This is a genomic window from Citrobacter sp. MGH104 (assembly GCF_001034485.1).
Taxonomy (GTDB): Bacteria; Pseudomonadota; Gammaproteobacteria; order Enterobacterales; family Enterobacteriaceae; genus Citrobacter; species Citrobacter freundii.
This window is the reverse complement of sequence record NZ_KQ089818.1, coordinates 1,686,318-1,700,241: the sequence shown is the minus strand read 5'-3', so window position 1 is coordinate 1,700,241 and position 13,924 is coordinate 1,686,318. Positions and strand designations below refer to the sequence as shown.

Here is a 13,924-nt window from a genome sequence, read left to right as displayed (position 1 = left end):
TAGTGTCGCAGAGCAGGCAATCAGAGCGAAAAATTCACGCCAACCTGCTCAGGCTGTATTGTTTTGAGGTAAGGTGCATGAGCAAAGGAACGACCAGTCAGGATGCCCCATTCGGGACATTATTGGGCTACGCCCCAGGTGGCGTAGCAATCTACTCTTCAGATTACAGCTCCCTCGACCCACGGGACTACGACGATGATGCGGCATTTCGCAGCTATATCGACGACGAATACATGGGCCACAAATGGCAGTGCGTAGAGTTCGCACGCCGCTTTCTCTTCCTTAACTATGGCGTGGTCTTCACCGATGTAGGCATGGCCTGGGAGATCTTCTCCTTACGCTTCCTACGTGAAGTGGTGAATGACAATATCCTGCCGTTACAGGCATTTCCCAATGGTTCACCCCGCGCACCGGTAGCAGGCGCGTTGCTTATCTGGCAAAAAGGCGGCGAATTTAAAGATACCGGGCATGTGGCGGTCGTTACCCAGTTGCTGGAAAACAAAATCCGTATTGCCGAACAGAACGTGCTCCATACGCCGCTGCCTCCCGGACAGCAGTGGACCCGCGAGCTGGAGATGGTGGTTGAAAACGGTTGCTACACCCTGCGGGATACCTTTGACGACACCACCATCCTTGGCTGGATGATCCAGACCGAGGATACTCGTTACAGCCTGCCGCAGCCGGAGATCGCCAGTGACTCGCTGAAAATTGGCGGCGCGCGACTGGAAGATAACGGGCAGTTTGACGGTAAATGGCTGGATGAACAGGATCCGCTGCAAAAAGCCTACGTGCTGGCGAATGGGCATGTGATTAATCAGGATCCGCATCAGTACTTCACTATTACCGAGAGTGCCGAGCAGGAGCTGATCAAAGCCACCAACGAGCTGCACCTGATGTACTTGCACGCGACCGACAAGGTGCTGAAAGACGATAACTTGCTGGCGCTTTTCGATATTCCGAAAATCCTCTGGCCGCGCCTGCGCCTTTCCTGGCAGCGTCGCCGGCATCATATGATCACGGGTCGTATGGATTTCTGTATGGATGAACGCGGACTGAAGGTGTATGAGTACAACGCCGATTCCGCCTCGTGCCATACCGAAGCTGGCTTGATTCTCGAAAGATGGGCTGAGCGGGGCTACACAGGGCAGGGACACAATCCGGCTGAAGGGTTGATCAACGAACTGGCGGGTGCCTGGAAGCACAGCCGCGCACGTCCGTTTGTCCACATCATGCAGGATAAGGATATCGAAGAAAACTATCACGCGCAGTTTATGCAGCAGGCGCTGCGTCAGGCCGGGTTTGACAGCAAAATTCTGCGTGGCCTCGATGAGCTACGTTGGGATGATGCTGGTCAACTGATTGACGGTGACGGTCGCCTGGTGAACTGTGTCTGGAAAACCTGGGCGTGGGAAACCGCGATTGAGCAGGTGCGAGAGGTCAGCGAAACAGAGTACGCCGCGGTACCAATTCGTACCGGGCATACGAATCAGGAAGTGCGTTTAATCGACGTGTTGCTGCGCCCGGAAGTGCTGGTCTTCGAACCTCTGTGGACGGTGATCCCAGGCAACAAAGCGATATTGCCAATCCTCTGGCAGCTATTCCCGCACCACCGCTATCTGCTTGATACCGATTTCACTGTTAATGAAGAGCTGGCACAAACCGGTTATGCGGTGAAACCCATTGCAGGACGTTGTGGCAGCAACATCGATCTGGTGAGCCATCAGGAAGAGCTACTGGATAAAACCAGCGGTAAGTTTGCCGAGCAGAAGAACATTTATCAGCAGCTTTGGTGTCTGCCAAACATTGCCGGTAAATATATTCAGGTTTGTACCTTCACCGTAGGCGGTAACTACGGCGGTACCTGCCTGCGCGGCGATGAATCACTGGTGATTAAAAAAGAGAGCGATATCGAACCGCTGATTGTGGTGAAGGAATAATCGCAACCCCCTGTGGTGGTGATGTTACTACCACGGGGTTATTTGATGGGAATAATTTTAGAAATACTCCAAAGCAAAAACCCGCCTTTTGGGCGGGTTCTTTGAATAGTGGTGCCCGGACTCGGAATCGAACCAAGGACACGGGGATTTTCAATCCCCTGCTCTACCGACTGAGCTATCCGGGCAACGAGTCGCATTAAACCCGATTCACTTCGTTTCGTCAACGAAATTTCTTCAAATCAATGCAGACTGCACAATCTATCACCACATTGTTGCTATTGCACGCATTCTCAGGCAAAAAAAGCCGTCCACGCTGCGGAAAGCGGCATTGCCAGTAGAAGGGCAGGAAGCATATTCACCACCGCAAACATTTTAATGCCACAAATCCGCAAACCGGTTGCAAGTAGCAACAGTCCGCCTACAGCGCTGAAATCGGCCATCATGGCTGGGGTTGTCAGCGGTAAAATCAGAGCCGCACAGGTGGCAAGCGTCAACTGAATTGCCAGCATCGGTATGAAAATGGCAGACACGGCGATCCCTAGCGAGCAGGCGAAGATAATAGCGGTGAAGAAATCGAGAAATGACTTGGCGATTAAAATATTAGGATCGCCGGTCATCCCTTCATGGATCGCCCCGAATATCCCGGTCCCGCTGGCGCAAAACAACACGATGATCGCCACATAGCTTTGGATAAAGGATTCGTGTGTTGCATTGGCATCCGATTTGGTGAAAAGCTGTTGCGCTTTGGCAACCGCGGCATTGATTCCTTTTTCCAGATGGCAGAATTCGCCAATTAATGCACCGATCAGTGTCGCCAGAACCATCACCGGCAAGTTAACGCATTTGATAACCAACAAGATACCAATTCCCAACGAGCACAACCCGAATATTGAGGTCATTGAGATCCGAATACGTTCGGGTAAGTGCTGACTGAGCAGCGCGCCGAGAACACCGCCTAATAAAATGGCGCTGGCATTAATAAAGGGTCCGATTACCACGTTTGCTCCTGCATACCCATTATCGTCTTGATGTTAAAGGCAACTGTTTGGGTGAAATTATGTTTCAGATTGCATTATTATGCCGCTATTGTCAGACGAAATGCTTGTTTATCTGTGAGGTTTAAGCACAGGATTTTATCTTGCGCCAGTAGGTGAAAGGTGCCATGATTGCGCGAATTTTCTCCTGTCTGAATGGGGCTGCCTGGGATGACATTACTCCCCCTACATCGCCTTCAACATCGCCTTTTTGCGCGACGTTCGCCCCTTCCTGCGACTTATCTTCACGCTCTCACCATGCGGTGAGGGCAGCGTACGCTCACTGCAGGATAACAGTAAGATCAGAGGCTATCTGCTTTTACTGATGTCTGGCGGTCGGGGCTGGTAACCAGTTTGACCCGTCATTTCGTGGGCAAAGCAATGCGGCTTTGCCCGGGACTTTTGATTTTCCCGAAACGGGTTATTGCGCTTATGAAATCAATGAAAATTGCCGCCAGTGGTGAACTGGCTTCTCGTCTTTCCAGCCATCGCCAGGTGGTTGCGCTGGACAGCACCGATTTTACTGACGTCGCGGCAGTCGTCATTACCGTTGCGGACAGCCGCAGTGGGATCCTGGCTTTGCTGAAACGCACTGGTTTTCATATACCGGTGTTTTTGTTCGCAGAGTCTGATGTCGATGTACCTGCGGGCGTTAACGCGGTGATTTGCGGTCAGGCTCAGGACTGGCTGGAGCTGGAGTCTGCTGCCTGTCAGTATGAGGAAGAGTTGCTGCCGCCGTTCTATGACACGCTTACCCAGTATGTCGAAATGGGGAACAGCACGTTTGCCTGCCCGGGACACCAGCACGGTGAGTTTTTTAAGAAGCATCCGGCGGGCAGACATTTCTATGAGTTCTTTGGCGAGAACCTGTTCCGCGCGGATATGTGCAACGCTGACGTTAAGCTGGGCGATCTGCTGATTCATGAGGGATCAGCGAAACATGCGCAGAAATTTGCCGCGAAAGTTTTCCACGCGGATAAAACCTACTTTGTGCTGAACGGGACCTCTGCGGCGAATAAAGTGGTCACCAATGCGCTGCTGACGCGCGGCGATCTGGTGCTGTTTGACCGCAACAACCATAAGTCGAACCACCACGGTGCGCTGATCCAGGCAGGTGCGACGCCGGTTTATCTGGAAGCGGCGCGTAATCCGTTTGGCTTTATTGGCGGCATTGACGAGCACTGCTTTGATGAGGCGTATCTGCGCCAGCAACTGCGTGAAGTTGCGCCGCACAAGGCTGACCAGCCGCGTCCGTTCCGTCTGGCGATCATTCAGCTCGGTACCTATGACGGTACGATCTACAACGCCCGGCAGGTGATCGACAAGATCGGTAGCCTGTGCGATTACATCCTGTTTGATTCTGCCTGGGTTGGCTACGAGCAATTTATTCCGATGATGGCCGATGGGTCACCGCTGCTACTGGAGCTCAATGCTGACGATCCGGGGATCTTTGTCACCCAATCGGTACACAAACAGCAGGCCGGATTCTCGCAAACCTCGCAGATCCACAAAAAGGATAACCATATTCGCGGTCAGGCGCGGTTCTGTCCGCATAAACGTCTGAACAATGCATTTATGCTGCATGCTTCCACTAGTCCGTTTTACCCGCTGTTTGCGGCGCTGGATGTTAACGCCAAAATCCATGAAGGCGAGAGCGGGCGTCGGCTATGGGCGGAGTGTGTAGCGCTGGGCATTGAGGCCCGTAAAGCGATTCTTACCCACTGTAAGATGATTCAGCCGTTTATTCCTCCGGTAGTTGATGGTAAGCCGTGGGAAAGCTATCCGACGCAGGTGATTGCCAGCGAGCGCCGCTTCTTTAGCTTTGAACCGGGTGCTAAATGGCATGGTTTTTCCGGCTACGCGCGCGACCAGTACTTCGTTGATCCCTGCAAGCTGTTGTTAACTACTCCGGGCATTGATGCGCAAACCGGGCAATATACTGAGTTTGGTATTCCGGCGACGATTCTGGCGCATTACCTGCGTGAAAACGGCATTGTTCCGGAGAAATGCGACCTTAACTCGATTCTGTTCCTGCTGACCCCGGCAGAAAGCACCGAGAAACTGGCGCAACTGGTGGCGATGCTGGCGCAGTTTGAGCAGCATATTGAGGACGATACGCCGCTGGCAGATGTGCTGCCCACCATCTTCAACAAGTATCCGGTACGCTATCGGGATTACACGCTGCGTGAACTGTGTCAGGAGATGCACGATTTATACGTCAGCTTTGATGTGAAGGATCTGCAAAAAGCGATGTTCCGACAGGAGAGTTTGCCTGCCGTGGCGATGAACCCGCAGGATGCCAACAGCGCCTTTATCCGTGGTGATGTCGAACTGGTGCGTATTTGTGATGCCGCAGGTCGCGTTGCGGCAGAAGGTGCGCTGCCTTATCCTCCAGGCGTTCTGTGCGTGGTACCGGGCGAAATCTGGGGCGGGGCGGTGCAACGTTATTTCCTGGCGCTGGAAGAGGGTGTTAACCTGCTGCCGGGCTTCTCGCCGGAGCTACAAGGTGTTTACAGTGAAACGGATGCAGATGGTATTAAGCGTCTGTATGGATATGTTGTGAAGTAAGCGCAAAAAAAGCGGGTTACCTTTTGGCAACCCGCTTTTCTCTGCGTAAACGTTAGTGCGCGATAGTTTGGGTGCCTGCCGGAACGCGTACGTGTTTGTATTTAAACAGCGCAACGAAGGCAAAAGCCAGAACCAGCGAGTAACCTGCGAAGATCAGCCACACGGTCTGCCAGTCGGTAATACCGTTCAGCGTATAGTGTTCAACTACTTTACCGCTCACCAGTCCGCCCAGAATACAACCGAAGCCGTTGGTCATCATCAGGAACATACCCTGTGCGCTAGCGCGGATTTCAGGGCGAACTTCTTTCTCCACGAATACCGAGCCAGAGATGTTGAAGAAGTCGAAGGCGCAGCCGTAAACAATCATCGACAGAACCAGCAGCACGGTACCGAACGGTGTCGGATCGCCGTAGGCAAACAGGCCGAAACGCAGCATCCACGCCACAATACTGATAAGCATTACATTCTTAATACCGTAACGGCTCAAGAAGAACGGGATGGTCAGGATAAACAGCGTCTCGGAAATCTGCGAGATCGACATCATCACCGAGGCGTGTTCAACGATGAAGCTACCGGAGAACAGCGGGTTGTTATCGAAGCTGTGCAGGAAGGTATTACCGAACATATTGGTAATCTGCAGCTCCGCGCCCAGCATCATTGAGAAGATGAAGAAAATCGCCATGCGCTTGTTTTTAAACAGCGCGAAAGCATCCAGGCCCAGCATGGACGACCAGCTCTGGTTTTTCTGCTGGTTAGCCACCGGAATATGCGGCAGCGTCAGCGTGAACAGCGCCAAAACAACGGACAGCGTTGCACCGATATACAGCTGCATATGACTCAGCTCGAAGCCGGAGAAGCTCACGCCCCACATCGCCATGATAAAGCCGATAGTGCCCCAGATACGGATTGGCGGGAAGTCCGTTACGATATCCATCCCGGCTGACTGCAGGCGATAGTAAGAAATGGTGTTGATTAACCCCAGCGTTGGCATATAGGCCAAAGAGTTAAGCAAGATCACAAAGAACATCGCGCCTGGGGTGGTGACTTCGGCTGCGGCGAACAGCGTTGCTGCACCGACCAGGTGACAAATGGCGTACACCCATTTCGCACTGATCCATTTGTCGGCCACGATCCCTAACAGCGTAGGCATAAACACGGCGGCGATCCCCAGCGAGCTATACACTGCGCCAATGGATGCACCATCGAATTTTAGGGTGACAAACATATAGGAGCCGAGGGTAGTGAGCCAACTACCCCATAAGCAGAACTGCAGAAACGAGAGCACTTTCAGCTGCAGCTTAAGATTCATGTTAATTTCCTCACACCGTAATGCGGATGAATGTTTTAAAAGGCACATTTGCCGGGGCTTGATGATGTGATTCTATCAACGAGGGACACTCTTTTTTTGTTACCTGTGACAAATATTTGCAAACAATTTCTGATTGCAAAGCAAAAGAGTGATGGAGTTAACACTTTACCCTCTTCCGGGCCCCGTTTACCGGGGCAGAAGAGGGGATATATTAGCGGCGTCGATATGATTTTTGTGCGGAATTGACCTTGTAAAGGTATCGGCGTGATTCAGCCGACGGATGTCGGGTAGTCAGCGTTTGATAAACGTCCCCCGGGGTCATGCTGTTGATAATATTCGCGGCCTGGATTTTATCGTTCGAGAAAACGCGCAGCACGCTGCCCGCACCGCCGTTATATGCCGTGATCACCGCGTAGCGACGGGACGTTGGATTATCAATGCCGCCTAAATAGACATTGTTGAGCATAGCCAGATAGGCGGTACCGGTATCAATGTTGCTGGCCGGGTCAAACAGGAAGCTACGGCTCGGTGTGCCGGAGCGCCCTTGCGAGCGAAACACATCTTTCCCGGCGCTGTGCTGTACCACCTGCATCAGTCCCAGCGCATCGGCATGGCTGACCGCATATGGGTTAAATGAGGATTCGGTTTGCATGATGGCCAGAATCAGCGACTCATCGACGCCATACTTACGCGAAGCCTGACGCACCATGCCGACGTATTTATGCGCGCGCTTATCAAGGTGGTTCGGTACCAGGTTGATCGTCACGCTATAGATGATGCGAATACCATTGCTGCGGCTTTTCAGGCGTGTTTTCAGCAGATAGTCAGCGAAATTGGTGGCACGCCCCTCCCAACGAATGGGCTGGCCGGTATTATCGACCACCTGCCCGTACAGGAATGGCTCTTTGGAAATCTTAATGTCGTCGACATCGGAATAGAGATCGATAGAACCCGGATCATCCCCCATCAGCAATGTCTTGATAATCGCCCGACGCAGGTGTCCGGCGGGATCTGTCCCGGCAATGGTCTCGACGGTTATCGTACCGTCATCAAAGTTGATATGGCTGCGGGTTTGATACTGATCGGTATACTTTACGTAGTCCTTTGGACCCGCAATCAGCACTTCCTTAAATCCCCACAAATTCTCAATGTTATGGGCAAATTGCCCCATCAGAATATCAAAACCGTTGGTATCCTTGACCCAGGCTTCGTTATAGGAATCGCCTTTTTTGGTCGAACTGGAACAGGAGATGAGCAACGGCGCAATAACGGCAAGCGCGAGAAATTTTTTCATCATTCCGGGAGTGCGTGTTGTGTTTGTTATTTGCAAGGACCAGAGTAAATCGTAGGCCGGATAAGCGCAGCGCCATCCGGCAACGGTTCTTAAGACTCTGGTGTATAGCCTTCAATATGCACGTCTTTGCCTTCAAACAGGAAGTTGATCATCTCCTGCTCAAGCAGTTTACGATGCTCAACGTTCATCATATTGAGCTTCTTCTCGTTAATCAGCATGGTTTGCTTATGCTGCCATTGCGCCCATGCTTCTTTAGAAATCTCGTTGTAGATGCGTTTCCCCAGATCGCCCGGGTACAGCTGAAAATCCTGGCCTTCTGCTTCGCGTTGCAGGAAAGTGCAAAAAATCGTTCTGCTCATAAAAAATCCTCTCTATCGACCGGTACGTTAAACGTGTGTACCGGCACGTAATTGCTGTAACAAACGCTCCACGGGAGCCGCCAGTCCGACCGACGGCGGTTGCGCTAAGTTATACCAGAGCGCGTTGCCTTCATCCATGCATGAGCCGAATGAAGACACAGGAAGCCACATAGGCACAATGTCTAAGTGGAAATGGCTAAAGGTATGGCGAAACGCATTAAGTTGGGTCAGATTATCTGCGTTAATTTGCCGTTGCGCCAGCCAGTTGCGCAGTCCATCTTCGTCGTCAAACTGTGGAAAACAGTATAAACCACCCCATAAGCCGCTGGGCGGTCGCTGTGCGAGCAGCACTTCGTCATTATGCTGCATCAGTAAAAAATAGCCCGTTCGTTCTGGCAGCGTTTGCTTGGGTTTTTTACCCGGGTACAACGCCCAGCTTGCATTGGCGCTGGCCACACAGCCATTTTCCAACGGACACAGCGAACATTTAGGTTTTGAGCGCGTACAGACCATGGCGCCTAAATCCATCATCGCCTGATTAAAACGCTCAACGCCATGGGCGGGCGTCACCTGCTCGCTCAACTCCCACAGCTTCTTTTCGACCTCTTTTTTACCCGGCCAGCCGCTTACAGCATAACAGCGAGCCAGCACGCGTTTGACGTTACCGTCGAGAATCGGAAAATGCTGACCCAGAGAGAGGGAAAGGATCGCGCCTGCGGTTGAGCGACCGACGCCAGGTAGGGCGGCCACCTCATCAAAAGTTTGCGGAAATATACCGCTATGTAGCGTGACAACCTGCTGCGCGGCTTTATGCAGATTACGCGCTCGGGCGTAATAACCCAGCCCGGTCCACAAATGCAGAACCTCATCCAGCGGCGCATGGGCTAAATCCGTTACCGTTGGGAAGCGCGCCATAAAGCGCTCAAAATAAGGGATAACGGTCGCAACCTGAGTTTGTTGCAGCATTACCTCAGAGAGCCATACTTTGTAAGGCGTCTTATCAATTTGCCAGGGCAGCGTTTTCCGCCCGTATTTGTCGTACCAGCTCAAAACCTGAGCCGAGAATTGAGACGCTTGCATGATTACCGTTTCATTATTGCCGGGGGCAAGATTGCAGCACAGCGGCAACGGGGTGTAAACCGGAACTTTCCGCTGCTCACTTTCTTCCTTTACTTGCATCCGGCAACTAACTTTGGATAATGCCCGTTTTCAGAACTCAAACACAGCAGACTAAACTTTTATGAAGAACGACGTCATTTCACCGGAATTTGATGAAAACGGCCGCCCTCTGCGCCGGATTCGTAGTTTTGTTCGTCGCCAGGGGCGACTGACGAAAGGGCAGGAGCACGCGCTGGAAAACTACTGGCCGGTGATGGGCGTTGAGTTCAGCGAAGAGCCTGTAAATTTCGCAGAACTGTTTGGCCGTGATGCGCCAGTCACGCTGGAAATCGGTTTTGGTATGGGAGCGTCGCTGGTCGCAATGGCGAAAGCGCGTCCGGAACAGAATTTCCTTGGCATTGAGGTTCACTCGCCGGGCGTTGGTGCGTGTCTGGCTTCAGCCCATGAAGAGGGTGTCGAGAACCTGCGCGTCATGTGCCATGATGCCGTTGAAGTCCTGCATAAAATGATTCCTGACAATTCTTTATCTATGGTTCAGCTGTTTTTCCCTGACCCGTGGCATAAAGCACGTCATAATAAACGCCGTATCGTTCAGGTACCGTTTGCTGAGCATATCTTAAGTAAGCTGAAGCTGGGCGGCGTATTCCACATGGCAACCGACTGGGAAGCTTATGCGGAACATATGCTGGAAGTGATGTCCTCCATTGACGGGTATAAAAACCAGTCCGAGAGTAACGATTATGTACCGCGCCCACAATCGCGCCCGGTAACCAAATTTGAACAACGTGGTCATCGTCTTGGCCACGGCGTATGGGACTTAATGTTCGAGAGGGTGAAATAATGGCAAAGAACCGTAGCCGTCGTCTGCGTAAAAAGATGCACATCGAAGAATTCCAGGAAGTAGGATTTTCGGTTGCATGGCGTTTCCCGGAAGGTACATCTGGAGAGCAGGTCGATCAAATCGTTGATGACTTTATCAATGAAGTTATCGAACCGAACAAGCTGGCTTTTGACGGCAGCGGCTATCTGGCCTGGGAAGGTCTGATCTGTCTGCAGGAAATCGGCAAATGCACCGAAGAACACCAGGCAATCGTGCGTAAGTGGCTGGAAGAGCACAAACTAGAAGAAGTGCGTACCAGCGAACTTTTCGATATTTGGTGGGACTAAGTAGCACAGGGTCGGCAAATGCCGGCCCGATTTGTCTTGAGGGAAAGATATGATGCGCAAAACGCTGCTGGCGGCAGTCCTAACGTTCACGGCGATGGCCGCACATGCAGATTACCAGTGCAGCGTCACCCCGCGTGACGATGTGATTTTGAGCCCACAAACGGTGCAGGTGAAGGGCGAGAACGGCGACCTGATTATTACCCAGACCGGCGATGTCACCTTCAACGGTAAACAGTACAGCCTGAACGCCGCACAGCGTGAGCAGGCCAAAGATTATCAGGCGGCGTTGCGTAGCAGCCTGCCGTGGATTGACGAAGGTGCCAGAGCGCGCGTAGAGAAAGGTCGCGTGGCGCTGGATAAAATCATCGCCAAAGAGGTCGGTGAAAGCAGCAACATGCGTGGCCGCTTAACCAAGCTGGATGCGCAATTGAAAGAGCAGATGAACCGTATCATCGAGCATCGAACTGATGGCCTGACCTTCCATTATAAGGCGATTGATCAAGTTCGCGCGGACGGACAACAGCTGGTTAATCAGGCGATGGGCGGTATTTTGCAGGACAGCATCAACGAAATGGGTGCCAAAGCCGTACTCAAAGGTGGTGGTAATCCGTTGCAGGGCGTGCTCGGTAGCCTTGGTGGCTTGCAAACCTCAATTCAAAACGAATGGAAGAATCAGGAACAAGACTTCCAACAGTTTGGCAAAGATGTTTGTGCCCGCGTCGTGACGCTGGAAAACGATCGTAAAACGCTGGTTAGCACTCTGAAATAATCTTCACCTCTTTTTAACGGCGCAGAAACATTCTGCGCCGTTTTATTTTGTACTTTTCTGTTTTTTTGATATCCATCTCTAAGAATAACAATTTGATGGAGATATAAATCTGGTTAATTGGAACTCGTCACATTATTCATCTGTAGGATAGACATAATGCTGCAAATTCAAGTAACTGGAGAAATAACATGGAGTTTTTCAAGAAAACGGCACTTGCCGCACTGGTTATGGGGTTCAGCGGCGCGGCGCTTGCACTGCCAAACATCACCATTTTAGCGACCGGCGGGACGATTGCTGGCGGTGGTGATTCCGCGACAAAATCTAACTACACGGCAGGCAAGGTTGGCGTAGAAAATCTGGTTGAGGCCGTACCTCAGTTGAAAGATATCGCTGTCGTTAAAGGCGAGCAGGTGGTGAACATCGGCTCCCAGGATATGAATGACGAAGTCTGGTTAACGCTGGCCAAAAAGATTAATACCGAGTGTGATAAAACCGACGGCTTCGTGGTGACACATGGTACGGATACCATGGAAGAAACCGCCTATTTCCTCGACCTGACCGTCAAGTGCAACAAGCCGGTCGTGCTGGTCGGCGCCATGCGTCCATCTACGGGTATGAGTGCTGATGGCCCGTTCAACCTGTATAACGCAGTGGTAACTGCCGCAGACAAAGCCTCTGCCAACCGCGGAGTGCTGGTGGTGATGAACGACACCGTTATGGATGGTCGCGACGTGACTAAAACCAACACTACCGACGTTGCTACCTTCAAATCCGTTAACTACGGCCCGTTGGGTTACATTCATAACGGTAAAATCGACTACCAGCGTACGCCTGCGCGTAAGCACACCACGTCTACTCCGTTCGATGTTTCTAAGCTGACCGAGTTGCCGAAAGTTGGGATTGTTTACAACTATGCTAACGCCTCCGATCTGCCGGCAAAAGCACTGGTAGATGCGGGTTACGCAGGGATCGTTAGTGCAGGTGTAGGTAACGGTAACTTGTATAAAACCATTTTCGATACGCTGGCAACCGCCGCGCATAAAGGTACCGTTGTGGTGCGTTCATCTCGTGTACCAACGGGTGCCACCACGCAGGATGCAGAAGTTGATGATGCAAAATACGGATTTGTGGCTTCAGGTTCCCTGAACCCGCAAAAAGCACGTGTTCTGCTGCAGCTTGCGCTGACTCAAACCAAGGATCCTAAACAGATCCAGGAAATGTTTAATCAGTATTAATCACTCCGGCCCCGGTCATTTGGCCGGGGTTCGTTTCTGTACACGCATTGTAATTCCCACGCAATAATGCTCCTTGTTATAATAACTGTTGTTATTATTTGGGTGGAGCCCCACGAATGAAAAAACAATGGACTGCTGGAATTGTACTCCTGGCAATGTTATCAACATATTGCCTTGCTAATGACGTTACTCCTCCGACTGACAAGATCCTTAAAGACCAATTTTATGCCGACTTTACGGGACTGATGAAGCTAGATGATATTTCGTTAAAGTTGATTAGCGCAGAAGGAAACCAGGCAACGTGGTCGGCAGAAGGTGATATGTCCGCTACTGAAGATCTCTATAGCATGGTCGGGATGGCGGGCGACTATAAATTTATGGAAAAAAACTGGGTTAAAGGTCATCAGGTTAAATTTTCTGCCATGGTGACATCTGTTGGTACACCTGCTTCAGGGTGGCGGACTGAGTTTTTTTCCATGCAAACAGCGGCTAAAAATATCGGTTATCCATTGTCAAAAACGGAAAATAAAGATCAGTACCTCGTGATTACCGACAGCAATTTCTATCCAAAGTTGGCCAGGATAGAGGCCAGCTATCACGATAAAAAAATTGCTCAGGAAAAAGCTCAGATCCAGATAGATAAAGTGGAAAAACAGATTGCTGACTTGGATACGCAAATTAAGCAATCATGGGGTAAGGATGCAAACGGCAATCCCCGTACCCGCAGCGATGTTATGCAAGAAAAGTTGCAGCAAATGTACGAGATCGACAGGCAAAACGATCCGCTGAAATTCGAGAATCATTACTATAAAACCGTATACGACCCCGCGCTTGCTTCCTGCCAGGCCAAACCAGAATGTGATGCTGCGCCGTTACGCGCTGCGCGTGATACTGCGCTTAATGAACAGAAGCGAGAATATTACCGTCAGCACGCGCTTATGAATGCAAAAATCAAAGAAGAGATGGCAGCGCAAGATGAAAAGCTGAAACCGCTTTATGACCAGCAAAGTGAGCTGCGTGGTCAGGGAATGGCGCTGGATACGCAGATCAATCAATTAAAAAGCGAGTATGAGCGCTGGGATAGAGAGATTACTGATTTACGGCGCAAAGGTATTATCAAATAAATTTCGAGT

At 51.2% G+C, this 13,924-nt stretch carries 12 protein-coding genes and 1 tRNA gene; 7 read left to right on the top strand and 6 right to left on the bottom strand.

The features are described from left to right. Positions 1 to 77: 77 nt before the first annotated feature. Positions 78 to 1,937: a bifunctional glutathionylspermidine amidase/synthase gene (gss, locus tag SK34_RS07910; RefSeq protein ID WP_003838200.1), complete on the top strand. Its 1,860-nt coding sequence runs from the start codon at positions 78 to 80 to the stop codon at positions 1,935 to 1,937. 109 nt (positions 1,938 to 2,046) lie between these two features. Here the strand turns inward: gss and SK34_RS07905 are convergent. Beyond that, positions 2,047 to 2,122 (bottom strand) — tRNA-Phe (locus SK34_RS07905). A 105-nt stretch (positions 2,123 to 2,227) separates the two neighbouring features. After that, positions 2,228 to 2,935 (bottom strand): DUF554 domain-containing protein, encoded by a 708-nt coding sequence (locus SK34_RS07900; protein ID WP_003838201.1) that lies wholly within the window; start codon positions 2,933 to 2,935, stop codon positions 2,228 to 2,230. A 468-nt stretch (positions 2,936 to 3,403) separates the two neighbouring features. Here SK34_RS07900 and SK34_RS07895 point away from each other — a divergent pair, with 468 nt between their 5' ends. Next, positions 3,404 to 5,539: an ornithine decarboxylase gene (locus tag SK34_RS07895; RefSeq protein WP_048232780.1), complete on the top strand. Its 2,136-nt coding sequence runs from the start codon at positions 3,404 to 3,406 to the stop codon at positions 5,537 to 5,539. 52 nt (positions 5,540 to 5,591) lie between these two features. Here the strand turns inward: SK34_RS07895 and SK34_RS07890 are convergent, their stop codons facing one another. The 4 genes from SK34_RS07890 to mutY all read right to left on the bottom strand — a co-directional run bounded on the left by SK34_RS07890 (position 5,592) and on the right by mutY (position 9,581). Further along, on the bottom strand, positions 5,592 to 6,848 hold the full coding sequence (locus tag SK34_RS07890; protein ID WP_003027130.1) for a nucleoside permease: 1,257 nt from the start codon (positions 6,846 to 6,848) through the stop codon (positions 5,592 to 5,594). A gap of 211 nt (positions 6,849 to 7,059) precedes the next feature. Continuing rightward, positions 7,060 to 8,145, bottom strand: a complete 1,086-nt coding sequence (gene mltC, locus SK34_RS07885; protein WP_049001609.1) for a membrane-bound lytic murein transglycosylase MltC — start codon at positions 8,143 to 8,145, stop codon at positions 7,060 to 7,062. 86 nt (positions 8,146 to 8,231) lie between these two features. Next, positions 8,232 to 8,501: an oxidative damage protection protein gene (locus tag SK34_RS07880; protein WP_003027126.1), complete on the bottom strand. Its 270-nt coding sequence runs from the start codon at positions 8,499 to 8,501 to the stop codon at positions 8,232 to 8,234. Positions 8,502 to 8,528: 27 nt separating this feature from the next. Next, positions 8,529 to 9,581 carry an A/G-specific adenine glycosylase gene (mutY, locus tag SK34_RS07875; RefSeq protein WP_048233782.1) on the bottom strand — a complete coding sequence of 351 codons (1,053 nt, stop codon included), beginning with the start codon at positions 9,579 to 9,581 and terminating at the stop codon, positions 8,529 to 8,531. A 160-nt stretch (positions 9,582 to 9,741) separates the two neighbouring features. On the opposite strand from mutY, the gene trmB reads away from it, so the two are divergent. The 5 genes from trmB (at position 9,742) to SK34_RS07850 (ending at position 13,915) form a co-directional block, all read left to right on the top strand. Further along, a complete protein-coding gene (trmB, locus tag SK34_RS07870) occupies positions 9,742 to 10,461 on the top strand; it encodes a tRNA (guanosine(46)-N7)-methyltransferase TrmB (RefSeq protein WP_003027117.1) in 720 nt (239 codons plus the stop codon). Beyond that, a complete protein-coding gene (locus SK34_RS07865) occupies positions 10,461 to 10,787 on the top strand; it encodes a YggL family protein (RefSeq protein WP_003027115.1) in 327 nt (108 codons plus the stop codon). The genes trmB and SK34_RS07865 overlap by 1 nt, the downstream gene beginning before the upstream one ends. Positions 10,788 to 10,836: 49 nt before the next feature. After that, the gene (locus SK34_RS07860; protein WP_032950065.1) at positions 10,837 to 11,556 is read left to right on the top strand and encodes a YggN family protein; all 720 of its coding nucleotides are present in this window, start codon (positions 10,837 to 10,839) and stop codon (positions 11,554 to 11,556) included. A gap of 188 nt (positions 11,557 to 11,744) precedes the next feature. Next, positions 11,745 to 12,791, top strand: coding sequence for an L-asparaginase 2 (gene ansB, locus SK34_RS07855; RefSeq protein WP_003027108.1), 1,047 nt, complete (start codon positions 11,745 to 11,747; stop codon positions 12,789 to 12,791). Between the two features lie 116 nt (positions 12,792 to 12,907). Beyond that, on the top strand, positions 12,908 to 13,915 hold the full coding sequence (locus SK34_RS07850; protein ID WP_048232778.1) for a DUF1202 family protein: 1,008 nt from the start codon (positions 12,908 to 12,910) through the stop codon (positions 13,913 to 13,915). The last annotated feature ends 9 nt before the right edge of the window (positions 13,916 to 13,924 follow it).

Coding starts and splice junctions, on each gene's coding strand:
- gss (WP_003838200.1), top strand. CDS start 78: ATGAGCAAAGGAACGACCAGTCAGGATGCCCCATTCGGGACATTATTG.
- SK34_RS07895 (WP_048232780.1), top strand. CDS start 3,404: ATGAAATCAATGAAAATTGCCGCCAGTGGTGAACTGGCTTCTCGTCTT.
- SK34_RS07890 (WP_003027130.1), bottom strand. CDS start 6,848: ATGAATCTTAAGCTGCAGCTGAAAGTGCTCTCGTTTCTGCAGTTCTGC.
- mltC (WP_049001609.1), bottom strand. CDS start 8,145: ATGATGAAAAAATTTCTCGCGCTTGCCGTTATTGCGCCGTTGCTCATC.
- SK34_RS07880 (WP_003027126.1), bottom strand. CDS start 8,501: ATGAGCAGAACGATTTTTTGCACTTTCCTGCAACGCGAAGCAGAAGGC.
- mutY (WP_048233782.1), bottom strand. CDS start 9,581: ATGCAAGCGTCTCAATTCTCGGCTCAGGTTTTGAGCTGGTACGACAAA.
- trmB (WP_003027117.1), top strand. CDS start 9,742: ATGAAGAACGACGTCATTTCACCGGAATTTGATGAAAACGGCCGCCCT.
- SK34_RS07865 (WP_003027115.1), top strand. CDS start 10,461: ATGGCAAAGAACCGTAGCCGTCGTCTGCGTAAAAAGATGCACATCGAA.
- SK34_RS07860 (WP_032950065.1), top strand. CDS start 10,837: ATGATGCGCAAAACGCTGCTGGCGGCAGTCCTAACGTTCACGGCGATG.
- ansB (WP_003027108.1), top strand. CDS start 11,745: ATGGAGTTTTTCAAGAAAACGGCACTTGCCGCACTGGTTATGGGGTTC.
- SK34_RS07850 (WP_048232778.1), top strand. CDS start 12,908: ATGAAAAAACAATGGACTGCTGGAATTGTACTCCTGGCAATGTTATCA.